The organism is Haliscomenobacter sp. (assembly GCF_965225875.1).
Lineage (GTDB): Bacteria > Bacteroidota > Bacteroidia > Chitinophagales > Saprospiraceae > Haliscomenobacter.
On record NZ_CBDDBS010000002.1, the window covers coordinates 3,456,845 to 3,480,891 of the forward strand.

Sequence of the window (24,047 nt, forward strand, 5' to 3'; positions counted from 1 at the left end):
CGATGATCATCTCTGATATACAATGCGATTTCAATCCAACCGTAGTTTTTTACCGCAGACTTTCACAGAGTACACGCAGAGTCTCACGGAGTTTTTTAGTTTTAAGAAGTTTGCCACCTGCGGTGGCTGGAGTTTGTGCTCTCGGAAAATCTTGCTTAAGGTCAAGCCAAGGATAATCGGACTGGATAAAAGGTAAGGCTCCAAACTTTAGTAAAGGCGACCTCCGTGGACTCTCTGCACCGCAGGTGATCCTAAAAAAACTCCGTGAAACTCCGCGTGTACTCTGTGAAACTCTGTGGTAAATAAAATGCGTGATGTGAGTTAATAAAGTGAATTAAAGCCGGGTAGCCTCATCAAAATAATCCAGGATTTTTTGCACGTACTCCTCCCGGTGTTCCGATTTCATGATGCTGGCATGTTGAGCGTGTTCAATTTCCCAGAATTCGGAGGGCACCGGGCAATTTTGCTGGAATCTTCTGCCCATTTCCGGTGGTGTCCAGGTATCTGCTTTGGAATAAATGAACAAAACAGAGTCCAAATTTTTGGCTTCCTTGATCCGCTCCACCATAGTGATTTTTCGTTTGTAGCCGGGCATGATGCTATTCATCAGTTTCAATACTCGGTAGGCGAAGGGAAAATTGATCCAAAATTCATCTAGGGTAGTGGCGGCACTTTCAATGATGGCAAAATTGTATTGGTGGGCAGGGTCGGCAAAAGCGATGGTGGCCCATTGTGCCCCTAAGGAAATGCCGTGGTAGCCGATGGGCAAATCCGGGGTCAATTCTTTGGCTTTGGTACTGATGGCCACAATGTCGTCAAAATAGGAAAAATTGCCGTGGGTACTTTCCCCAAAGCCATTGATGTCGAAGACGAGGACGTTGTATTGGTTGTTTCTCAACAATTCCGTGTAGCCATTTTTGATGAAATAGCCTTTGGCTTCTTTGCCCATGGGATGTCCCAGGACGATGGTGGCTTTGGCTGGCTGGGAGTGGGCTGCTGCAAAAAGGCCGAAGAGGGTTCCTCCGGATTTGCTGGTACTTTGGATGGGCTGCCACTGCTTTTGCTCGGCTTCAGGAAGAGGGTTTCTCCACTTCACCATAAAATTGCCGAAGAATGGCTTTTTCAGGAGTTTGTAGATGTACATGGGTTGAGGTTTTGGGGTGGTGGTGTTTGGTCGGATTGTGAGGGGAGAAAGATAAAAAATGTGGTTGAAAACAAAAGTTGATATTGCTGCTGAATTGCCTTATTTTTGTTGATAGAACTGTTTATCCATGAATGCTACTAAAAGTCCACGCAAAAAATTGCCCAGGATTCCCGCAAAAGATATACCCGCTGCCTTGATTTATGAGATCATGGACGGCAAGCCTGTTTATTACAAAGGTTATCGGGAGGTTTTAAATAATGAAAAAACGTTGGAAGAAGTTATGGGTGCAAGTACACTACAAGGTTTTATCGTTGCATACATTTTAAAAACCTTGTACAGAAATCTTGATGATAACCTCTACAATATTCTAACCAACGAACAAGGCCTACACCTGAATCGAAAGAATAACTTATCTGCAGATATTGCGATTTACGAAAAAACGAAGCTTTCAGCCGCTCAAGCGGACAAGCATTACGCAACACTACCACCAAAAATCCAAATCGAAGTAGACATCAATGCCGATATGGATGAAGAGCTTTCCGAAACCAGCTACATCCAGCAAAAAACGGACAAACTTCTGACCTTTGGCGTTGAAAAAGTCATTTGGGTGCTTTCGGATAGTAAAAAAGTCATTGTGGCAACACCTCATGACAATTGGCAGATGATTGATTGGCACAAGGACATTGAGGTAGTGGATGGAGTTGGGTTTTGTATTGGAAGGTATTTGAAAGAGGAGGGGTCGGAGTTTGCGTAGGGGCAAAATAGCAATAGGCCAAAACTGTTAAGGGCTGTAGCAAAGGATACCTGTCAGATTTGTTCCTGTCAAATTGAGTGATGAAATAGAAATCCAGCTATATTTGTTCTTATCTAGAAGAAGCAACCTGATGAACATTTTCCACAAGTTAGATGATTTTCTGTTTACGATCTTTCCTGAGTTAAAAAATGGGGGGGTAATTCTTTGATTATCAATAAATTAAAAGATTATTATTCTTTTGGCCCTTTTAGGCCCAAAGTTAATATTGAAGATGGCTGGGTAAACATTGAGATAGATACTCCAACAATCCTGAACCAAGAAGCCGATTACCGAAAGACTGTCGCTTTATGCGAAAGGGGAAACTATGCAGAGGCAAAAATAATTCTGGAAAAACTTATAGAAAAGAACCCTACTAATTCGGAGTACCACCGAATTATGGGGCAAATTTTTTCAGATCAGGGTTATCAAGAACAAGCAATTAATTCATTGATTGATGCACTTCGATGGAACCCTAAGAACAGTTGGGCATTGCTAATGATGGGGAACATCTTCGCAAAATTTAAGAATGACCTCCCCACTGCAATGAAGTACTATGATCAAGCCCTTCTGGTCAACCCGGATGATAACATCACTGTAAATAATATTGGCGCTAATTTACTTCAACAAGGTAAAATTGAGGAAGCCAAGAAGTATTTCCTAAAAGCAGTACAAATAGATGAGCAGTACCCCAATACTCATTTTGCATTGGCCATCATTGCTGAAATGGAGCATGATTTATTCGCCGCTTTTTTGAGTACGGTGCAGGCAATTAAAGTAAACAAAAAGAAAGATGGTCTTTATCAAAATTCAGTTAAACAGGCATTTAATTTTGCCAAGAAGATAATTGAAACAGATACAGGTAAGGAAATTTATCAAAACTACCTCCATACACTTGAACTTGAGAGCAAGAGAAAAATAGAAATTCATCGTGATGATACGATTCCTACGGCTGCAAAATTTGAATTTGCTGAAAATTATGATCGGCCAAATCATGTACTAAGATACAAATCGAACTACCCTGCTGTAGAGCACCTGATCATGCACGAACTTGTTCATTTGGACTTGGTTGTTGAGGCCAGAAAAGAAGAGTTAAACCAGCTATTTATTTCGAAAAAGGAGCATAAAAATCTTTTTATCAAAGGATTAGAACAGACGGTTAAAAAATTGAATAAGATGGGAGTTGCCGATCAAATGATCGCAGATTATTGTTCTAGCCTATTTGACGGGATGAATCGTCAAGCTTTCAACGCTCCAATCGATTTATTCATCGAGAATTTCCTTTACACAGAACACCCTAAGTTGAGACCCTACCAATTTATTTCCCTCTACAATCTTGTGCAAGAGAGTTTAAAAGCTGTAACCGACAAAAAAATAGTTGAGTTGTCCCCCAAGGATATTCTTTCAAAAAGCAAAGTGTACAATGTAGTGAGTGCGCTTCAATTCAGAGATTTGTTTGGTTTAGACTTCATCAAAGATTTCCAAACTACTCCTTCCGAGCTAAAGCAGGCCAATCAATTTTATGAAGAATACCTGGAATACAAAGAGGACAAAGAACCTGCGGAAGAGTATGAATTGGTTTTGCATTGGGCTGAAGACTTGAAACTAGATAAATACTTTGAGTTGGTAAACGAATCGGAATACCGAAATAAAGACACTAAGACTAATCCTACGGCTTTAGAAACAACCTTGCCGAATAATGACTCCAAAGACCAGGAAATAAAAAAATTTGAGCAGTCGCAGCAAGCGATGGGGACCAACATGGCGGTAGTAATGTTTATGGTGGAAGCATTGCAATTCTTTGAAAAAATGCCTCAAAAACAAGTCAAAGAAATTGCTTTTGAAATTGCGATGAAAGGTGCCCAAGGTTTTAGACCTGATGGAAACGATTACCGCATTGCCCTCATACCCAACAAAGTCTTTTCGGGCTACCATATTCTGGCTTATTACTACGTAAGTTGGGCTCAGGCTATCCCGGAGATGCTTACCCAATTACAATTACCCTACGACAGTGAATATCAAGTGGCGTTGACCATTTTTAAACCCAATAAGCCATGACCGACCTCCAAGAAATCATTGATCGGCTAATAACGTTTAGAAATGATAGGGACTGGGAACAATTTCACAATCCCAAAGATTTGGCTCTGGCAATAAATATTGAAGCTGGAGAATTACTGGAACTCTATTTGTGGAAAAGTGCTGATGCTGCTGATCAGGAAAAGGTCAAAGAAGAACTGGCAGATGTTTTTTCATTTGCTTTTTTGTTGGCTCATCAATATGGCTTTGATGTCAAGCAAATCATTTTTGATAAGATAGCTAAAAATGCCGAAAAATACCCAGTCGAAAAGGCAAAAGGAAGTGCAAAAAAATACGATGAATTATGAAAGAAAGAGACTTATTTGAGATCAGAAATTATGAGTTCAATTTCGATCTATTCGATAAGTTCAGAGATCTTCATTATGCAAAAGATAATTGGCCTATTGTTTACATTTTAAGCAATTCAGAAATAAAACAGGCTTATGTTGGCGAAACCACAGATACTTACGCCAGGATGAGCAGCCATTTAAAAAATGATATAAAGAGCACGCTTACCTCAGTACACCTTATCTCTAGCGATAAATTCAACAAATCAGCAACTTTAGACATAGAATCAAACCTCATCAAATACATATCAGGAGATGGCCAGTTTAAACTCCTCAACGGTAACCTTGGACTAGCCAATCATAACTATTACCAGAAAAGGGAAATTTATTGGGAGCTTTTCAAATCAATCTGGAATGGACTGCGAGCCAAAGGCATAGCAAGACACGCCATTGATTACATTGACAACTCGGATTTATTCAAATACTCTCCCTACAAAACATTGTCTAGTGAGCAGAAGAATGGACTAAAAATCATTATGCAAAACCTACTGAATGACAATTGTCGGAATTTTATCATTGAAGGGGGAGCGGGTACAGGCAAAACAATTTTGGCTGTTTTTTTATTCAAACTGTTGAATTCTAGTCTTCAAGAAGTTAATTTCAAAGAGTTTGGAGAGGAGGAAAACGATTTTATTGAGCTCGTCAAAGCATTAAAAACAGCATTTCCGAATCCAAAAATGGCCTTGGTGGTCCCGATGTCGTCATTCAGGAACACCTTGAAAAAAGTATTTCGAAATGTAAAAGATTTGCACGCAAAAATGGTGGTTGGCCCTTCAGAAGTCGCTAATGAGTTTTATGACATAGTTATAGTAGATGAGTCTCATCGATTGAGAAGAAGGGTAAACTTAGGAACCTATTTTGGGGCATTTGATGCAGCCTGTAAAAAATTAGGTTTGGATAACAACCATTGTAGTGAACTGGACTGGATGGTACAAAAATCGAAAAAACTCGTATTGTTTTACGATGAGAACCAGTCAATTAAGCCATCAGACACAACAAAGGAGTCATTTGACAAGCTAAAAGCAGATAAAAAAACAAAAATTGAACGCCTGAAATCTCAATTTAGAGTAAAGGGAGGAAATGATTACATTCAGTATGTTGACGACTTACTTCGGTGTAAAAAAGTCAAAAATCAACAGCTTTTTGACTCAAAAGAATATGAATTTCTCCTGTTTGACTCAATCGAGGATATGGTTGATGAAATCAAACAGAGAGATCAAGAAAATGGATTATCCAGAATGATCGCAGGTTATTCATGGGAATGGATTTCAAAAAAAGATCAATCTTTATTCGACATCAAAATAGAAAATACCGAGTTAAAGTGGAACAATGTTGCTGATGACTGGATCAATTCTCCAAATGCGGTCAACGAGGTTGGGTGTATACATACAACTCAAGGTTACGATTTGAACTACGCTGGGGTCATTTTTGGCAATGAAATATCTTATGACAAGGCCAAAAATGAAATCGTCATTATCGAGAAGAATTACTTTGATAAATATGGAAAACAATCAATAAAAGACCCCAATCAACTCAAGGAATATGTGATTAATATTTACAAAACAATTATGCTAAGGGGCATAAAAGGGACTTATGTTTACGTTTGTGATCAGCATTTAAAAGAATATTTGGCTCAGTTTATTGGGAAATTTAAAATTCAAAATCAACCCAAAATACTCTCTTCAGATTCAGTAATTCCTTTCCGAAATTCGGTGCCTCTTTTCAGTTTAAAAGCAGCAGCCGGAGCTTTTAGTGAAGTTCAAGAAGTAAGTGATTTTACTTGGATTGAGTTGCCAACGAGGTACAAACCCTCACAAGACCTATTCGCATGCACAATCATTGGCGACTCGATGAATAAGGTTATTCCAAATGGCTCCATTTGCCTTTTTCGTAGATATACAGGAGGTTCTCGCAATGGTAAAATTGTTCTTGTAGAATTAACGGATATGCTTGATGCTGATACAGGATCTTGCTACACAGTGAAAGAGTACCAGAGCGTAAAAACAACTGATGGGGAGAATTGGAAACATAAAAATATTATTCTCAAGCCTTTATCGTATGATCAAAACTATAAAGAGATTGATTTTAACGATGAAGATGATTTGAACCTGCTGAAAGTGATAGGTGTATTTGAATCAGTGTTGTAATAGCCATATCGTGCGAACGTTTTCCCCCATTTTACTGTTCTATGGCATGAAAACCATACCTTTTATTAACTTTGCGTCCTGAAAAATAGCGATTGATGTTTCCCGAATACGATGTGATAGTAGTGGGGGCGGGCCATGCCGGTTGTGAAGCCGCGGTGGCCGCAGCAAATTTGGGCTCCAAAGTGTGCCTGGTGACGATGAACATGCAAACCATCGCCCAAATGTCGTGCAATCCAGCTATGGGCGGGGTAGCCAAAGGGCAGATTGTGCGGGAAATCGACGCTTTGGGGGGCTATTCCGGGATTGTGACCGACCATACCATGGTGCAGTTCCGCATGCTCAATCGCTCCAAAGGGCCGGCCATGTGGAGCCCGCGCGCACAAAGCGACCGCATGTTGTTTGCGCGCAAATGGCGCAACATGCTGGAAGCACATCCCAATGTAGATTTTTGGCAAGACATGGTCAAAGGGCTGGTCATTCGTGGCGGCATTGTACGCGGCGTGGTCACCAGCATGGGCCTTGAAATACCGGCCAAAGCGGTGGTGCTCACCAATGGCACCTTCCTCAATGGTATCATCCACATTGGCGAAAAACAGCTCGGCGGTGGCCGTTCAGGTGAAAGTGCCGCCAAAGGCATCACCGAACAATTGGTCGAACTGGGTTTTGAAGCTGGCCGCATGAAAACCGGCACTCCGCCCCGCGTAGATGGTCGCACGCTCAACTACGATGTGATGGAAGTGCAACCTGGCGACGAACAACCCAGCAAATTCTCCTACACTGACACACCACCGATCACCAAACAATTGCCTTGCCACGTGACCTACACCAGTCCGGAGGTACACGAGATGTTAAAAACGGGCTTTGATCGCTCACCGATGTTCAACGGGCGCATCCAGGGCCTGGGACCACGTTATTGCCCTTCAATTGAGGACAAAATCAACCGTTTTTCGGATAAAGATCGGCACCAGTTGTTTGTGGAACCCGAAGGTTGGGATACTTGCGAAATTTATGTCAACGGTTTTTCTTCTTCCTTGCCGGAAGATGTGCAATACAAGGCACTGCGCCTGATCCCGGGTTTTGAAAACGCCAAAATGTTTCGGCCCGGCTACGCCATTGAGTACGATTATTTCCCGCCGACCCAACTGGAATTGACGCTGGAGACACGACTGGTGAAAAACCTGTTTTTTGCCGGGCAAATCAACGGCACTACGGGTTACGAAGAGGCTGCTTGCCAGGGCATGATGGCTGGCTTCAACGCCCATTTGGCCATCCAGGAAGAGGAGCCGCTGATCATCAAACGTTCGGAGGGTTACATCGGTGTACTCATCGACGATCTGGTGAACAAAGGCACCCAGGAGCCTTACCGCATGTTTACCTCCCGGGCAGAATACCGCATTTTGCTGCGCCAGGACAACGCTGATTTGCGCCTGACGCCTCTGGCACACAAACTGGGCGTAATCGGCTCCGAAGAGCGCATGGAAAAGGTACGCAGTAAAGAAGCCGCCGCTCAGGCCATCGAGCGCTTTTTGGAAGAATACAGCATTGCGCCGGAGCAAATCAACCAATATCTGGAGTCGAAAGAAAGTTCAGCTACCCGGCAAAAGGTGAAGCTCTCTACCATTCTGCTGCGCCCCAACATTGGTTTGGACGAACTCCGCAACGTCGTGCCCGATCTGGATCAGTTCCTGCAAGTCCACGACCAAAGGAACATTGAACTGGCCGAAATCAACATGAAATACGAAGGCTACATCCGTAAGGAGCAAGAGCTGGTGGATAAAATGAATCGCCTGGAGGAAGTGAAATTGTGGGAGACGCTGGATTACCATACCCTGCCTTCCTTGTCCATAGAAGCCCGGGAAAAATTGACGCGTATGCGCCCGCGTACGATCGGGCAGGCCAGTCGGATCAGCGGGATTACGCCGTCGGATATTTCCGTGTTGTTGGTGCACATGGGGCGGTAGGGGCAATCCTAGGTGGTTGCCCCTACCACACCGGAGGCCTGCAATAAAGGGCAATCACGTAGGGTTGCCCCAACGAGGAGATTTTTCATTAAATAAAAATACCGTTATGTATCCAATGCTTGTACACTCCCATTCTGGTTTGCGCTGGGTGGTTTTAGTATTGTTGCTGGCCGCCATTTTTAATGCCGGAACCAAGATGGGAGGCAAAGCCAGCTATACCGATAAAGACAAAAAACTGGGTTTGTTTGCCCTGATCTTTAGCCACATCCAATTGGTGATTGGGATCGCCCTTTATTTCATCAGCCCCAAGGTGCAGACTTTCCGTTTTTTCAGAATGGAGCATTTGGCGATGATGATTATTGCCATTGCGCTGATTACGGTTGGTTACAGTCGCGCCAAGCGCAAGGCTGATGATGCTGGTAAATTCAAAACCACCTTTTGGTTTTATTTGATCGCTTTGCTGGCTATTTTGGCGGGGATTCCGTGGCCGTTTATGGGTTATGGAAGTGCGTGGTTTTAACACCACTACATGAAGCTTAATGAATGAAAGTCAGGGCATTTTGGACTAGATACCAAAATGCCCTGGCTCGTTTTTTCGCCTAGAAAGAAACTTTTTTGGAATAAACCTGTTTCAAAAATAAAAGTTATCTTAGCGAGCATAAACAGCAAAAAAAATTTGATGAAGCATTTTGCCTCCATCTTTTTCTTGATCATCATGATCCTGAATGCAACGCTGCCATTGGTAGAGCAGTTGCAAAGTAAGGATTTATATGAATTGGTCGAGGCTGGAGGAGATGATGCCGATGACGAAAACAAGAGCGAAAAAGAAGGCGAAAATGAAAAAGAGGGTGAAAAAGAACAAGAATTAGAGAAAAAATCAATTACGCTGCCTGCTTATTTATTGGTCAGACATGATGACTACCAACTTCAACGGTTCAATAGATCAATTTTTCCTTTAAACGAATTGCCTGAATCTGAGCTTTACACCTCACTGCTCGAATTACCTCCCGAGGCCTAATTTGCGCCTCAGTTTCCATTTAATAGACTTCATCTAAAATTCCTAGCTGGGTGGTATTGTAATCACCCAGGTTCCTAAGCGTGCATTGCACGTCAAATTTTGCTTGCAACATGAGTAACAGATCAATGTATTTTAAAACGGATATCCAGGCCGGGGTAGTAGTATTTCTGGTCGCATTGCCCCTGTGTCTGGGGATTGCCCTGGCTAGTGGGGCACCACTTTTTGCAGGTATCATTTCCGGGGTAATTGGGGGGATCGTTGTGGGCCTCCTCAGTAAATCACAATTGAGTGTTTCCGGTCCTGCCGCAGGGCTTACTGCGATTATTTTGGCCGCAATCGGGACGCTGGGCTCGTACCAAACTTTTTTGGTGGCAGTTGTATTGGCGGGCGCCATTCAAATTCTTTTAGGCTTAGTCAAGGCAGGTACCATTTCCAATTATTTCCCATCCAATGTCATTGAAGGGATGTTGACAGCAATTGGCATCATCATTATTCTCAAACAATTGCCCCATGCCATTGGGTACGATGTGGACAATGAGGGGGACTTCTTTTTTATCGAAAAAAATACGGGCCACAACACGCTTTCAGCGCTGATTGATGCGATTAACTTCGCGCATCTGGGAGCAATCGTGATTACTTTGGTTTCTCTCGCCATTTTAATTGCTTTTAATCGGGTGGCCTTTCTCAAAAAATTGAAAGCATTACCCGGTGCGCTGGTGGTAGTTGTTGTAGGGGTACTGATCAATGAGTTCTTTAAGGCTTCCGGGTCTAACCTGGCGATTGGACAAGAACATTTGGTCAGTTTACCCGTGCCCAAATCTTTTGATGATTTTGTCGGGCAGTTTTCTCTACCCAATTTTGCAGAAATTACCCGGCCTGATGTGTGGATAGTCGCATTGACCATTGCGGTGGTGGCAAGTATTGAAACGCTGTTGTGTATTGAAGCGTCCGATAAACTAGACCCCTTGAAACGTTACACAGATACCAACCGGGAATTGTTGGCCCAGGGCACAGGTAACATCCTGAGTGGCTTATTGGGCGGCCTGCCAATGACTTCTGTGATTGTACGAACCTCTGCCAATATCAATTCCGGAGGGCGGACCAAAACAGCAACCATTGCCCACGGAATTCTGCTTTTACTGGCAGTGCTCAGCATTCCCATGATTCTGAATAAAATCCCTCTGGCTTGTTTGGCAGCGGTATTGCTGATGATTGGTTACAAATTAGCCAGTCCCACCGTATTCAAACACATGTGGAAGAGTGGCAAATACCAGTTTATCCCTTTCATCATCACTGTGGTGGCTGTGGTTTTTACCGATTTGTTGGAAGGTGTAGCGATTGGCCTGGTCGTCAGTGTGTTCTTCATTTTGAGAGCTAACCTGAAGCTTGCTTATTTTTTCAAAAAAGAAGAATATCACCAAGGCGAAGTCATCACCATCAAGTTGGCTCAGGAAGTCTCCTTTTTGAACAAAGCAGCCATCAAACAAACCTTAAACCATTTGCCTACTCAAAGTAAAGTGGTAATCGATGCAACAGATACCTTTTACATTGACCATGATGTAGTTCAGTTGATCAAGGATTTTTTGAACATCGGTTCGAAGGATAAAAACATTCAGGTATCATTGGTCGGGTTCAAAGATGAATACACCATGGAATTTTCGACCCACGTTTCGTCCAACTAAAAAAATGAAAAGACACATGAAAGCACATACATCAGTCACTCAATCTTCAATCACTCCCCTACAAGCCATCGAGTTTTTAAAGGAGGGCAATGAACGATTTGTCAACAATCTAAAAGCCAACCGTGATTTGCTTCAGCAAGCCAACGAAACCCGTGATGGGCAATGGCCTTTTGCGGTAATTCTGAGCTGTATAGACAGTCGTACTTCGGCAGAGTTAATTTTTGACCAGGGTTTAGGCGATATTTTTTCCATACGGATTGCTGGCAATGTGGTCAATACCGACATCATTGGTAGTTTGGAATTCGCCTGCAAAGTTGCCGGTTCAAAACTGATTGTGGTATTGGGCCACAGCAAATGTGGGGCCATTAAAGGTGCCTGCGACCATGTGGAAATGGGCAACTTGACGGAGCTCTTGTCTAAAATTCAGCCTGCCGTTTACGAGGAAGATTCCACCAACGACAAATCCAAGCGGAATTCAAAAAACCCGGAGTTTGTGGAAAATGTGGCCACCATCAACATTCGGCGTTCGGTGAAAGCTATCGTGAACCGCAGTTACATTCTGGAGCAAATGATCGAGGCGGGTGAAATTGCGATCATCGGAGCCAAACACAATTTGGATACAGGACATGTGGATTTTCTGGAAGATACGCTGGTATCCTGCAAAACTGAGGTCATGGCCCAGCTTGCTTAAAGTACGCTCTTTTATTATAAGGCTGTTTTATGTTATTCCAATACAAATCCGGCAGCTCGACTTCTGGTCGACTGCCGGAATTTATTTTGACCTCTATGTAAACTGCACGTTGCTAATTCATAAAAGCAGCATTGAAACTCCCAAAATCTCCAGTTCCTTTCCAATCGATAACCTGACCAGCTTCGTTGAAAGTCCAAACAAAGGAAGCCTTTACACTGAAAGATTTCCCCGTGCTATTGTTCATGCCATCGTGTTGAACCTCATTGATGACCTGATTGCCTTCCTCTTTGAAATTTGAAGGTTGGAAGTTAATGGTTTGGGTTGTGCTACCTAGGGCCATGAAAAACTGTAGTACTCCATCCTTGCCCTTAAAAGTACCTCCAGAGGGCGCTACTTTTGGGTCGGCACCATTGAAAAAAGTAACGTCATCGGCCAATTGGGCCAAAATTCCTGGTACATCGCCTTGAGCGAAACAAGAGTAGATTTGTTGTACGGTTGCAAGATTGTTTGCCATGATTGTTGATTTAGGTGTTGTTCTTTGATGGAGCAAAGTTCAACCTAAACACCAGGCGTCGCAATCCGCTGAACTAGGGAATTTGTAATCCCTGAAAAAGGGGAGAATGACTTTTTTGCTTGTACAAGCTGGGACTGAGTCCATATTTCTGTTTAAAGGCTGTAGCAAAATATTCAGCGTTGTTGAAGCCGCATTGGTAGGCAATGTCGGCAATGGGTTTTGATGTGTTCTTTAACAACATTTCGCTGTGTTTGAGTCGCACATTGAGCACGTACTGGTGGGGCGATACCGAGGTGTAGCGCTTAAAAAGCCTACTGAAGTGAAAGGGGCTGGCATAAGCAAAACTGGATAAGTCAAACAGTGAAAAGTCGTTGTGAAACTGTTGGTGGATGTAATCCTTGGCCCGTTCGATGATGGGGAAATGGAATTTTTTCGGCGTGTAGTTAGTAACATCCGGCTGGTTCACTGTTGCCTTTTTTACCATACAATCCACCAATTCAAAGACCAGGCCGTCCAACTCAATCTGGCTCAAAAAAGGGTATTGCAACAACTGATGGTGCAGGTATTCTACCACCGGATCAGCCTTGAGCAACTGAGTCAGGGCATTTTGATTGGCGAAAAATCCGGTACAATCCAATTGTAGTTCTTCCAATAAACGCAGGTAAAAATCATTTGAAAAATTAAGCACGGTGCACTGGGCTGATGTTGCTTTCATCCGGTATTCGTAATCCGGCTTGTCAACGAGGATATGCCCAGTGTGCAAATCAAAGGATTGTTTCGCTACCTCGAATTGCACACCACCCGTTTTTACCAACATGAGGCAAAAGCAGTCATTATACCCTTTAAGGGGGCCCTTGTCTTGTGAAAAGTCGCAGGATAAGGCTTTGATTTCGTAAAAATCGGAACTGAAAAGATGCTGCCCAGTCACTTTTTCAACCTCGACCATAAGCCAGTCTTTTTAACAAATATAGGGCATTATGCAGCACCAAAACTGCTTTTAGATGTAGTGGGTTTGGGTTTTTGAAAATGAGCAAGAAATCAAAGGTTCTTCGCCAGCTATTACGATACTTTTGGCGTCGAATCAAATCAATATATGATGCGAAATCAACAAATCTTCCTCAACCTTTTGCTGGTAATGGCGCTGAATGCATGCAATAAACCAGCACCAAAGCAAGCAAAAATGACTGATGCGAACCTGACCCAGGACCGGGAAATGCTGAGCCAACTCAATGCCCAATTCATCAAAAATTATGTTACCCAGAATGTAAAGGCCCATAGTGAGATCATTCACGAAGATTTTGTGTGCATCGAAAACAGCGGAAAGGTCATCGGGCGGGATGAATACTTGAAAAACTGGGCAAGCGATTATCAGAATAGCGGCGTAGACTCGTTTACCTACACCGATGAGCACATCCGTATTTTTGGAAATGTGGCCCTGGTTCGTTCCAAATCTGTATACACTTACCAAAAAGATGGGCAATCCCTGACTGGCTACTCAGTGTACACCGATACCTACCTGAAGGAGGACGGAAAATGGCGCTGCGTACAAGCGCACATGACACCAGTGAGGTAGTGGGTGCTGTCAACTCTTTAAAGGAGGGTTTTTGCTTAGCTGGTACAAGTCTCCAGACTTGTACCAACATTTTCGCGTCTCTGACGCACAAGCAGCGCAAAAATATTGAGCTAGTACACTTCAGAGACGTGCTGATATTGGTACAAGTCTGGAGACTTGTACCAGCTAAGTGCCTGAAGTTAGAACTGATCGCCCCTCTTTCTTATGGAGCTCCCCGACTTTGTCTTTTGCAAATGGTTCTATGCCTATCCCATCACCTTCAACAGCCCTTTTTTAAACACCTCCAGTTCTTCCATTTTTCCGGTGCTGACCCGACACCATTCTGAAAGGGGTAAAAACGGACGGCCCACCTCAATGCCCTGTGTCCGCATGTCGCGGATAAAGCCGTTGATGTCTTTGCCGGTTTTAAAAAACACAAAATTGGTGTGGCTCCGCACATAGGGCAATTTCAGGGAATCAAGGGTTTGGCAAATCAATGACTTACCTTCAGCGTTTTTCTGCAGGCTAAAGCGGTAAAAGTCCTGATCGGCGAGAGCCGCACTGGCAGCGTGTAGCGCCAGCATATTGGGCTGATCGATCTGTACTGCCCGGATGCGGCGGATGAGATCTGGACGTGCAATCAAATAGCCAATGCGCATACCCGCCATGCCGTAGACCTTTGAAAAGGTGCGCGAAACAATCACGTTGGCGTTCTTTTTGACCAACTCCACCATGCTGGGGTAACCCGGCTCAGTAATGTAATCAAAGTAAGCTTCATCACTGAACACTACCGTACGTTTGGAAACTGTTTCACAAAAATCCCTCATCCTGGCAGCAGGCAGGATACTTCCGGTGGGATTGTTGGGATTACAGATGAATACCAGACGGGTATTGGCCGTCACCCGGCGTTCCATCTCTTCGAGGTCAATCGAAAGATCGGCATTGTTCATCACCGGAACTCGATTCACATAGCCACCCATCGCTTCAGCGTAAGTCATCAAGGCATCAAAAGTAGGGGCAGGGGCGATGACTTCTCCTTCGAAAAGGCGTAGCGCAATCGCGGTGATTTTTAGCCCTTCGGTGGAACCGACGGTGAGGAGTACCTGGTCGGGGCTAACCCCTTCTTTGGCCGCTACTTTTTCCACTATAGACCCTGTTTCGGTAAAAGTGTACCGACAGGCTTTGTCAAAAGCATTCGTGATGGCCTTGCGTACGAATTCTGATGGGCCATAAGGATTCTCGTTGGAATTCAGTTTGGCGATGATGCCTGGTGGCAGGTGGTTCAGGGAAGCTAAAAAACCTTCAAAAGAAGCAGCTTTTCCTGCAACACTCATCAAAGGTAAGGCGCTGGAAGCCAGACCCGCGGTTCTGAGCCATTGACGGCGAGAGAGATTGGACATAGGTGATGGTTTTATGGTTAAGTTAGAAGCTGATAGGGGCGATAAAAAATAAATTGTTCACTTTGCCAAAGGATTAGATGAGTAAACGTTTCACTTTAAGTGTCTTATCTAATCCTTTGGCTCAAGAAAAATGAACATTTATTTTTGCCGCACTACTTAGCGTGCAAATTAACAATTTTGAAGGATTGCTCACTTTTACGCTCTTCTCTCACTTAACTTCTCAATATTTTCCATCAACTACTTCGATTCAGGTCGATTAGGTAAGGCCTTGGATGGTCTCTCCAATGTGGTGGATGGCTTCAGCGTAAGTCTCAATTCCATGCGCAACATTGGGGAAAACTTTGACCTCCTTTAAGTTGCTCAATTTTGCCTGGGCATTGCTAATGGATTTTTCAAAGGGGAAGAGCAAGTCCTGATCTCCTTCGAGCAAGTAAGTAGCAACCTGCACCTGTTCCAATTGATCGTCCATGTAATAAGGTTTCTGAGTCTTGTCCAGGTAACGAGTCAAGGCAAACACTTCATAGTCGATAATGAGTTTTTCGGAAGCTGGCGAGAGTTGGTGAGTGGGTTTGCAAAACACTGCCTTATCTAAAAACTTACTTACGTTTTTTCGGCTGGGCGAAAGGATGGGTAATAAATTGTAATAAAGGTTTTTTAAAGTAAGAGAAAAAGCTTGTAAACAGCCTGGATTGAGCAGGAAGGCGGCCTTGATTTTTTCTGGAGCTACAATGCCCAGTTTCATACAAATCAAACCGCCAAAAGAGGCTCCCGCTACATAGCTTTGTTCAATATTCAGGCCATTGAGCACTTCCACCGCCCATTCACCATAACCCAATCCTTTGATATCCGGCGAATTGCCATCACTGAGGTTGGGCAGGCCATTGGTTTCAACGAGGTAAATGCGCATGTCCTTGCCGAGCTGATCCAAACCCCGGTCAAAATCCCAAAACAAGGCAGTGGTACGTGCGCCAGGAAAAATGACCAATGGCTCCAAATCGGTACGCTGCAGATTGAGTCCCCAAACCTGCGTTTTGCCAAGGGAGGTAGCGAGTTCGATGCGTTGGTATTGGCGATTGTTGCTTTGTTCCAGTTCGGATACCCATTGCTTGAACCACAAAAGGTCTTTTTCGGGATCTTTGAAAGAAGAGCGATTTTTAATTTCCATACAAATTGAGGGTTTTGGGTGGGCAAAGGTATAAGAATCTCCTCAATTCGCGGCGCACTCAGTCCTTTTCCGACAAAGCCTGGATATTTTCCTGCAACTGTTCTAACAAATCCCCAAACAATCTGCGATTCACCAATTTGGTAAACCACCAAAACAGGGGCGTCACCACTACCATTCCCAACAGCAATGGAAGCATGAAGCTTTGGGTTTGTAGAATATCTATGATCCCCCGATCCGGGCGGATCAGCATATAAAAAAAGCCCAACGCAAAAGACATTGGGTAAATGAACCAACCAAGAATGGCATCAATGCGGATGTTACTTTTGACGGTTTGATAATAAGTCTGCAAGGTTTGTAACAAATTTCCATCCATGTCAACGGCCTTTCGCTGAAGCTGCCAAAGTTGCCAGCCACTAAACAGGAGGGCCAGGCTATAGTACAACAAAATGCTAAGGGCAATGGGCAGTTTTTCGGGATAATTCCAGTTGTACCCCATGAACCCTAGAGCCAGTAATAGATAAACAATGACTGCATAAAGCCTGAATCGAATGACCCGCTTTACCCCGGCCAGGGGGGCTCGAGAGCCATGCTGCAAGGCCTCCATAATTTCAAGTTCTGAAAGCGGAGGCGCGGCCAGATTGGTTTCCTGCAATTTGTTCCATTCTTGCTGCAAATCCATAGTACTTATATTTTGGAGCTGCTCCAGTTTTTTAAACGTTGCACCACACTTTGTTTGGCACGATGCAAACGCACGGTTGTGTTGTTTTTGTTCAGCCCGGTCACCTCGGCAATTTCTTCGTTGTCGTATCCATCCAGATGCAGGGTAATGATCACACGGTCTATTTCGTTCAATTGTTTGATGGCCAACCACAATAGTTCGCTGTCTTCGGAGTTTTGCCTGGCAGGCTCTGAAGCCAGATCCAATTGACTGGGCAATTCACTGATGGGCACCCGTTGCCTGCGGCGAAAAGTAAGCACCGTATTGAGGCTGATGCGGTACAACCAGGTGGAAAAAGCTGCCTCACCTTTGAAGCCTGCATAGGATTTCCAGGCCTGCAACAAGACTTCCTGATACAGGTCACGCCGATCCTCAGGGTGATCCACGTACAAGTGAATGACCTTATGGATGATCCCCGCATTTTGTTGCACCAATTGGACAAATTCTTTTTCCACGCAAAAAAATTAAGCCTGGGCTGAAATATTTTTAGTTAAATGAAGACAAGTTAATGAGTTGTCAATGAAAGTAAAAAATTACGACAACTGCCAAATTTTTGCGCGATTTGCAGTATCATTGAGCGCGTTAATCAACAATGCCAGAACCTATGCTCTTGAATTACATTCACTGGAATGCTTCTCCAGAAATTGTTTCGATTGGCCCCATTACCCTGCGTTGGTATGGATTGCTTTTTGCCTCCGGCTTTTTGCTCGGCTTATTCATTGTCCGCAAGATGTTTTTAGCGGAAAAGGCTCCGGAAGAATGGCTGGACAAAGCTTTTGTGTATGTAGTCGTGGGCGCAGTCGTGGGTGCACGTTTGGGGCATGTCTTTTTTTACGACTGGCCTTATTACAGCCAACATTTGAGCGAAATTCCAATGGTGTGGAAAGGTGGTTTGGCCAGTCACGGTGGGGCGATCGGGGTGATTTTGGCACTGTGGATTTTTTCCAAACGGGTGTCCAAAAAATCCGTGTTGTGGATTCTGGACAAAGTAGTGGTGCCTACGGCGCTGGCAGGTTGTTTCATTCGATTGGGCAACTTGATGAACTCTGAAATTCTGGGTAATCCCACCACTGCAAGCTGGGGATTTATCTTCGAGCGGGTAGATGGGCCCAATGGTTTGCCCCGGCATCCGGTGCAATTGTATGAGTCATTGAGCTATTTGATCAGTTTTGTTGTTCTATATTATACCTACTGGCGCACCGAAAAACGCCACAAGCCGGGCTACATGTTCGGCTTGTTCATGATTTTTATCTGGGGCATCCGGATTGTCATGGAGTTTTTCAAAACCAGCCAGGGCGGCTTTGAAACCGCATTTAATAATGTTTTGTCTACTGGCCAGTTGCTCAGTATCCCCTTTGTGTTGATCGGGTTGTACTTTGTGCTCAGGCCGGTAAAGGTGGCGTAATTGCGGATTGCAGATTTTGGATTTCGGTTGGCGCAAAACACTACCCGAAATCCAAAATCCCGAAATCCGAAATCATCAAGATGAAGGACGTTCAAATTCTCCGCGTGTTTTTCCTGGGGGTGATGGCCATCATCGGGATCTTGTCTTTGCAGACATACTGGGTGGTCAATACCTGGAACATCAACGAGGAGGAGTTCAATGGGCAAGTTCATCGGGCTCTGTATCGTGTAGCCCACGCTATTGCTGATACCAACGACATTATTCTGCCTGCCAGTAACCTCATCAAGCAACGCAGCGGCAATTATTATATCGTCAATACTGAAACCGAGATTAACCCTTCTTTACTGGAATTTTACTTGCAAAAAGAACTGGAGAAGCAGCAACTGCGCATTGACTTTGAATATGCGGTTTTTGATTGCAGCAACCGCCAGATGGTGTACGGCAACTATTGTGCCTATGGGCAGGATTGTAAATCTTCAAAGGCTGTACAGCAGAATTTACCTTTCGATCATGAGTTTACCTATTACTTTGGTGTCCGTTTTCCTACCCGCAACAATTTCCTGTTTGGGAAAATGCAGATTGCCCTGATCATGACGGGGATTCTGTTCATTACCGTTTTGTTTTTTGCGTATTCCTTGTGGGTGATTTTCCGGCAAAAACGTTTTTCGGAAATGCAGAAGGATTTCATCAACAACATGACGCATGAGTTCAAGACGCCCCTTTCCACCATTCAAATTGCTGCCGACGTTTTTCTCAGACACGAAGAAGTTCAAAAAGACCAGCGTTTGGTTCAGTATGCGGGCATCATCAAAGAGCAAAACTCTCGCCTTAACCAACAGGTAGAGCGGGTTCTGGACATTGCTCGTTTTGAAAAAGACAATTTTGACCTGCATCAGGAATGGCTGGATTTACCAGATTTGATCCAGACCGTTTGTGGCAGTGTTCGATTGCGGGTACAGGAGCGAGGCGGTACTTTGACCTTGAATTTGGATCAAAACCTGGAACCCATCTGGGCCGATCGTTTCCATTTGACCAATCTGTTGCACAGTTTGCTCGACAATGCCATCAAATACAGCAAGGAGGCGCCACAAATTGAGTTGTCTCTGCAGAATTTGGGGGCATCTACTATGCAACTCAAAATACAGGACCACGGCATTGGTATCGCCAAGGAATACCAGGCCAAAATATTCGAAAAATTCTATCGCGTCCCTACCGGGAACGTACATAATGTCAAAGGATTTGGATTGGGTTTGTACTATGTGCAACGCATCTGTTTAGCCCATGGTTGGAAAATCCGCTTGCACAGTGATGCTGGAGAAGGCACCTGTATGGCCATCCAAATTCCCAGAACCCATCCCAAAAACACACCCGTTTATGAAAGCGCACCTGCTGTACGTTGAAGACGACGCCAGTTTGAGTTTTGTGACCCGCGACAACCTGGAGATGAACGGGTACAAAATCACTTGTTGTATGGATGGCCGCCAGGCCATGGAGGTGGTCAAAAATGAACGTTTTGACCTTTGTATCCTGGATGTGATGCTGCCCGAAGTGGATGGTTTTACCATCGCGAAAGAAATCCGCAAGTACGACGCTGAAGTGCCCATCTTGTTCCTGAGTGCCAAATCGCTCAAAGAAGACCGCATCGAAGGCCTGCGCATTGGTGGCGATGATTACCTGACCAAACCCTTCAGCATCGAAGAACTGCTGCTGAAAGTGGAAATATTTCTGCGCCGTCGGCACATGGTGGCGCCTCAAATGCCCAAGATGATCCGCATCGGGCAATACCTCTTTGACTACACCAACCTCACCCTGGAACAAAACGGAGAACTGCGCCGCCTCACCCAACGCGAAGCTGACTTACTGCGCTACCTGATGAGTAACCGGGGACAGGTCATTCGCCGCTCAGCCATTCTGGAACAGATCTGGGGCGAAGACGATTATTTTTTGGGCAGAAGCCTGGATGTGTTTATTTCCCGTTTGCGCAAGTACCTGCAAAAGGATGAAGGGATCAAAATTGAGAATGTGCACGGGATTGGGTTTCAGTTTGTGTGTCCAGAGTAAGTTTCCCAGAAAACCCTTAACTTACCCCAAATCCTCCATCATGTCGCAACTACACTACCGCAACTGCAACCTTTGCGAAGCCATGTGTGGCCTTGAGATCAAACTCGAAAATGGCCAGATTACCAGCATTGCTGGCGACAAGAACGACCCCTTCAGCCGTGGCCACATTTGCCCCAAGGCCGTTGCCCTCAAAGACATTTACGAAGACCCCAATCGGCTCAAAACCCCGATGAAAAGAACCCCGCAGGGTTGGCAGGCCATTTCCTGGACGGAAGCGATGGATGCCGTCGTGGAAGGCATCCAATCCATTCAACAAAAATATGGCAACAATGCTGTGGCGCTTTACCAGGGCAATCCCTCGATCCACAACCTGGGTACCACCCTGAACTCTCCGGCTTTTGCCAAATCGCTGCGCAGCAAAAACCTGTACTCCGCCACCTCTACCGATCAACTGCCCCATCATTATGCCTCCTGGCAGTTGTTTGGGCACCCTTTGTTGATTCCCATTCCAGACATTGACCATACGCAGTTTATGCTGATCATCGGCGGTAATCCCATCGCCTCCAATGGAAGTATGATGACCGTGCCCGATGTAGCGCATCGCCTCAAGGCCATCCAAAAGCGTGGAGGCAAAGTAGTCGTCATCGATCCCCGCTACACCGAAACGGCGGAAATAGCCGACCTGCACCATTTCATCAAGCCCAATGCCGATGTATTGCTGCTCCTGGCCATGATCCAGGTTTTGTTTGCGGAGCAAAAGGTAAACTTGAAGCAGCTTGAAGACTTTACTGATGGTGTCGCCGACATCCAAGAAGCCAGCGCGGCATTTACCCCGGAACGGGTGGCCACAGCCACCGGAATTCCTGCGGAAGCAATTCGGCAATTGGCCCGCGATTTTGCAGCAGCAGAAAGCGCAGTTTGTTATGGCCGGGTAGGAGTGTCCACACAAGTGTACGGTGGACTTTGTCAGTGGTTGATCAATGTCTTGAACATTCTCACCGGTAATCTGGATCGGGTAGGAGGAGCCTTGTTCACCAAACCCGCGGTGGACTTCATCGCCCGAGGCAAATACGAACAGCGTTTTGCGCGCTGGTACTCCCGCGTAAGGGGCTTGCCTGAGGCATTGGGTGAATTACCCGTTGCTGCCCTGGCCGAAGAAATGTTGACTCCCGGAGAGGGCCAAATCCGCGCTTTGATCACCAGCTGCGGCAACCCAGTTCTGTCCACACCCAATGGAACCCAACTGGAAAAAGCACTGGCTGGCCTGGATTTTATGGTGAGCATCGACATTTACATCAATGAAACCAGCAGCCATGCGCACATCATTTTGCCGCCAGCGACGGGTTTGGAAGTTCCCCATTACGACTTGACTTTCCACGTGCTGGCCGTGCGCAATACAGCAAAATATTCTCCAGCTTTGTTTGAAAAAAGCCCGGATGCCCGGCATGATTACGAAATTTATCAGGAATTGGCGCATCGACTGAGTGGCAATTCTGAGTCTTTTCAGGCCGAGCCACCAGAGGAGAAGTTGAATCTTGGCTTGATGTTTGGCCCTTATGGTCTTTCGCTGGATCAACTAATCGCCAACCCACACGGGATTGATCTGGGGCCGTTGGAGCCTAGTTTGCCCCAACGATTGTTCATTCCAGGAAAACGTATTCCCCTGGCCCCAGCAGATTTGGTTAAAGACTTGCAACGTGTCGAGGTCTTGTTGAGCGAGCCTCAAGCAGCTACTGATTTTCCATTTCTGCTCATCGGCAGGCGGCACCTACGCGACAACAACTCCTGGATGCACAATTCCGAACGCCTGATGCGGGGCCGCAATCGCTGTACCCTGCAAATGCACCCACAGGATGCGGAGCAGCTCCAGTTGCAAGACCATCAGGTGGTCAAAGTTAGCTCCCGGGTGGGTGAAATCGAGATGCCATTGGAAATCAGCACCTCCATCATGCCCGGGGTAGTCAGTATGCCGCATGGATACGGGCATTCCAGACAGGGGGTACAACTCGATGTAGCCAAACAATACGCGGGAGCCAGCATCAACGACCTTACCGATGAATATGTTTTGGATGAGTTGACTGGAAATTCAGCCTTTAGTGGAGCAAAAGTCAGGGTGACCAGCCTTTAAACTTTTTATTCTTTCAATTGTATCCATAGATTAGACTTTATGAACCGAACATTCTTCCATCATAAAGCCTAATTACGACTGTAGTCGTTCGAGCATAGAAACCTGATAGGCATGAAAATTGGCATTGTATGCTATCCCACATATGGTGGTAGCGGCGTCTTGGCAACTGAACTAGGTTTAGCACTGGCCAGAAATGGACACGAAATCCATTTCATCACGTATAAACGCCCAGCCCGGCTTACCCATTTCCACGAAAATGTATATTTCCACGAAGTTGATACCGAGCAATACCCTCTTTTTGAATATACCCCTTACGATACGGCATTGACCAGCAAACTGGTCGATGTAGTGCAACACGAAGAGTTAGACCTACTACATGTGCACTATGCTATCCCCCATGCTGCCGTAGCCTACATGGCCAAAAAAATCCTCTTGACCCAGGGGCGCTACATCCCGGTGGTAACCACCTTGCACGGTACGGACATCACCCTGGTGGGCAAAGACAAATCTTTTGCCCCGGTCGTGGAGTTTTCCATCAACAAATCGGATGGCGTAACTGCCGTATCCAATAGCCTGCGCCAACAAACCTACGACACCTTCAATTTGACCCGGGAAATCGAAGTGATTTACAACTTCATTGATTTTTCCCGCTTCCGCAAAAGCAACAAAGACCACTTTAAAAAAGCTATTGCACCAAAAGGGGAACGTATCCTCATCCACGTATCCAATTTCCGCAAGGTAAAACGCATCAACGACGTGGTGCAGGTCTTCCATCGTGTCAATCAACAGATGCCTTCCAAGTTGCTGTTTATTGGCGACGGCCCTGAGCGTCGCGTTGCCGAAGACCTCTGTCGGGAACTCGACCTTATTGACGACGTTCGTTTCCTCGGCAAACAGGATGCGATTGAAGAACTGATGGCAGTGGCGGATGTATTCATCATGCCCTCTGAAAGTGAAAGTTTTGGTTTGGCTGCATTGGAAGCCATGGCCTGTGAAGTCCCGGTGATTTCAACCAACGCTGGCGGCTTGCCTGAGGTGAACATTCACGGGGTCACTGGTTTTTTGAGCGATGTTGGAGATGTGGATGATATGGCTAAAAATGCGATTACCATTCTGAGTGACGACGCAGTATTGGCCGAATTCCGAGCCAATGCCCTGGCTCAAGCCAAACGTTTTGACATTGAAGAGATCCTTCCGCTTTATGAGGCTTATTATGAGTCTATTTTAAAAGCTGCAGTGTATTAGCTT

22 protein-coding genes are annotated in these 24,047 nt (G+C 45.1%); 15 read left to right on the forward strand and 7 right to left on the reverse strand.

Features of this window, described 5'->3' with window-relative positions:
* Nucleotides 1-334 precede the first annotated feature (334 nt).
* On the reverse strand, nt 335-1,144 hold the full coding sequence (locus tag ACO08K_RS16460; RefSeq protein ID WP_421797501.1) for an alpha/beta hydrolase: 810 nt from the start codon (nt 1,142-1,144) through the stop codon (nt 335-337).
* 127 nt (nt 1,145-1,271) lie between these two features.
* Here ACO08K_RS16460 and ACO08K_RS16465 point away from each other — a divergent pair, with 127 nt between their 5' ends.
* The 9 genes from ACO08K_RS16465 (at nt 1,272) to ACO08K_RS16505 (ending at nt 11,856) form a co-directional block, all read left to right on the forward strand.
* Complete coding sequence (locus tag ACO08K_RS16465) at nt 1,272-1,898, forward strand: Uma2 family endonuclease (RefSeq protein WP_421797502.1); 627 nt, start codon at nt 1,272-1,274, stop codon at nt 1,896-1,898.
* A 204-nt stretch (nt 1,899-2,102) separates the two neighbouring features.
* Nucleotides 2,103-3,992 carry a tetratricopeptide repeat protein gene (locus ACO08K_RS16470; RefSeq protein ID WP_421797503.1) on the forward strand — a complete coding sequence of 630 codons (1,890 nt, stop codon included), beginning with the start codon at nt 2,103-2,105 and terminating at the stop codon, nt 3,990-3,992.
* The gene (locus ACO08K_RS16475; RefSeq protein WP_421797504.1) at nt 3,989-4,318 is read left to right on the forward strand and encodes a nucleotide pyrophosphohydrolase; all 330 of its coding nucleotides are present in this window, start codon (nt 3,989-3,991) and stop codon (nt 4,316-4,318) included. The genes ACO08K_RS16470 and ACO08K_RS16475 overlap by 4 nt, the downstream gene beginning before the upstream one ends.
* Nucleotides 4,315-6,504 (forward strand): DNA/RNA helicase domain-containing protein, encoded by a 2,190-nt coding sequence (locus ACO08K_RS16480; RefSeq protein WP_421797505.1) that lies wholly within the window; start codon nt 4,315-4,317, stop codon nt 6,502-6,504. The genes ACO08K_RS16475 and ACO08K_RS16480 overlap by 4 nt, the downstream gene beginning before the upstream one ends.
* A 95-nt stretch (nt 6,505-6,599) precedes the next feature.
* Nucleotides 6,600-8,465 (forward strand): tRNA uridine-5-carboxymethylaminomethyl(34) synthesis enzyme MnmG, encoded by a 1,866-nt coding sequence (gene mnmG, locus ACO08K_RS16485; protein ID WP_421797506.1) that lies wholly within the window; start codon nt 6,600-6,602, stop codon nt 8,463-8,465.
* A gap of 106 nt (nt 8,466-8,571) precedes the next feature.
* Entirely contained in the window at nt 8,572-8,985 is a 414-nt protein-coding gene (locus tag ACO08K_RS16490) for a cytochrome B (protein WP_421797507.1), read from the forward strand.
* 159 nt (nt 8,986-9,144) lie between these two features.
* Nucleotides 9,145-9,483, forward strand: coding sequence for a hypothetical protein (locus ACO08K_RS16495; RefSeq protein ID WP_421797508.1), 339 nt, complete (start codon nt 9,145-9,147; stop codon nt 9,481-9,483).
* Between the two features lie 110 nt (nt 9,484-9,593).
* Nucleotides 9,594-11,165 (forward strand): SulP family inorganic anion transporter, encoded by a 1,572-nt coding sequence (locus ACO08K_RS16500; RefSeq protein WP_421797509.1) that lies wholly within the window; start codon nt 9,594-9,596, stop codon nt 11,163-11,165.
* Nucleotides 11,166-11,181: 16 nt separating this feature from the next.
* A complete protein-coding gene (locus ACO08K_RS16505) occupies nt 11,182-11,856 on the forward strand; it encodes a carbonic anhydrase family protein (protein ID WP_421797510.1) in 675 nt (224 codons plus the stop codon).
* A 112-nt stretch (nt 11,857-11,968) separates the two neighbouring features.
* On the opposite strand, the gene ACO08K_RS16510 is transcribed toward ACO08K_RS16505, so the two are convergent.
* Together ACO08K_RS16510 and ACO08K_RS16515 are read right to left on the reverse strand one after the other, a co-directional pair.
* Complete coding sequence (locus tag ACO08K_RS16510) at nt 11,969-12,370, reverse strand: nuclear transport factor 2 family protein (RefSeq protein WP_421797511.1); 402 nt, start codon at nt 12,368-12,370, stop codon at nt 11,969-11,971.
* Between the two features lie 73 nt (nt 12,371-12,443).
* Nucleotides 12,444-13,316 carry a helix-turn-helix transcriptional regulator gene (locus tag ACO08K_RS16515; RefSeq protein ID WP_421797512.1) on the reverse strand — a complete coding sequence of 291 codons (873 nt, stop codon included), beginning with the start codon at nt 13,314-13,316 and terminating at the stop codon, nt 12,444-12,446.
* 150 nt (nt 13,317-13,466) lie between these two features.
* Here ACO08K_RS16515 and ACO08K_RS16520 point away from each other — a divergent pair, with 150 nt between their 5' ends.
* Nucleotides 13,467-13,943: a nuclear transport factor 2 family protein gene (locus ACO08K_RS16520; protein ID WP_421797513.1), complete on the forward strand. Its 477-nt coding sequence runs from the start codon at nt 13,467-13,469 to the stop codon at nt 13,941-13,943.
* A 245-nt stretch (nt 13,944-14,188) separates the two neighbouring features.
* Here the strand turns inward: ACO08K_RS16520 and ACO08K_RS16525 are convergent, their stop codons facing one another.
* The 4 genes from ACO08K_RS16525 to ACO08K_RS16540 all read right to left on the reverse strand — a co-directional run bounded on the left by ACO08K_RS16525 (nt 14,189) and on the right by ACO08K_RS16540 (nt 17,660).
* Nucleotides 14,189-15,322: a pyridoxal phosphate-dependent aminotransferase gene (locus tag ACO08K_RS16525; protein ID WP_421797514.1), complete on the reverse strand. Its 1,134-nt coding sequence runs from the start codon at nt 15,320-15,322 to the stop codon at nt 14,189-14,191.
* Between the two features lie 256 nt (nt 15,323-15,578).
* Entirely contained in the window at nt 15,579-16,487 is a 909-nt protein-coding gene (locus tag ACO08K_RS16530; protein ID WP_421797515.1) for a serine aminopeptidase domain-containing protein, read from the reverse strand.
* A 58-nt stretch (nt 16,488-16,545) separates the two neighbouring features.
* A complete protein-coding gene (locus ACO08K_RS16535; protein WP_421797516.1) occupies nt 16,546-17,166 on the reverse strand; it encodes a hypothetical protein in 621 nt (206 codons plus the stop codon).
* Between the two features lie 5 nt (nt 17,167-17,171).
* Nucleotides 17,172-17,660 (reverse strand): RNA polymerase sigma factor, encoded by a 489-nt coding sequence (locus tag ACO08K_RS16540; protein WP_421797517.1) that lies wholly within the window; start codon nt 17,658-17,660, stop codon nt 17,172-17,174.
* 149 nt (nt 17,661-17,809) lie between these two features.
* Between ACO08K_RS16540 and lgt the strand changes: the two genes are divergently transcribed.
* From lgt to bshA, 5 genes are all read left to right on the forward strand, one after another.
* Nucleotides 17,810-18,610, forward strand: coding sequence for a prolipoprotein diacylglyceryl transferase (lgt, locus tag ACO08K_RS16545; protein WP_421797518.1), 801 nt, complete (start codon nt 17,810-17,812; stop codon nt 18,608-18,610).
* A gap of 80 nt (nt 18,611-18,690) precedes the next feature.
* Nucleotides 18,691-20,010 carry a sensor histidine kinase gene (locus ACO08K_RS16550; RefSeq protein ID WP_421797519.1) on the forward strand — a complete coding sequence of 440 codons (1,320 nt, stop codon included), beginning with the start codon at nt 18,691-18,693 and terminating at the stop codon, nt 20,008-20,010.
* Nucleotides 19,985-20,671, forward strand: a complete 687-nt coding sequence (locus ACO08K_RS16555; protein WP_421797520.1) for a response regulator transcription factor — start codon at nt 19,985-19,987, stop codon at nt 20,669-20,671. Before ACO08K_RS16550 ends, ACO08K_RS16555 begins: the two co-directional genes overlap by 26 nt.
* A gap of 40 nt (nt 20,672-20,711) precedes the next feature.
* On the forward strand, nt 20,712-22,799 hold the full coding sequence (locus ACO08K_RS16560; RefSeq protein ID WP_421797521.1) for a molybdopterin-dependent oxidoreductase: 2,088 nt from the start codon (nt 20,712-20,714) through the stop codon (nt 22,797-22,799).
* Between the two features lie 111 nt (nt 22,800-22,910).
* Nucleotides 22,911-24,044 carry an N-acetyl-alpha-D-glucosaminyl L-malate synthase BshA gene (gene bshA, locus ACO08K_RS16565; protein WP_421797522.1) on the forward strand — a complete coding sequence of 378 codons (1,134 nt, stop codon included), beginning with the start codon at nt 22,911-22,913 and terminating at the stop codon, nt 24,042-24,044.
* Nucleotides 24,045-24,047: the final 3 nt, after the last annotated feature.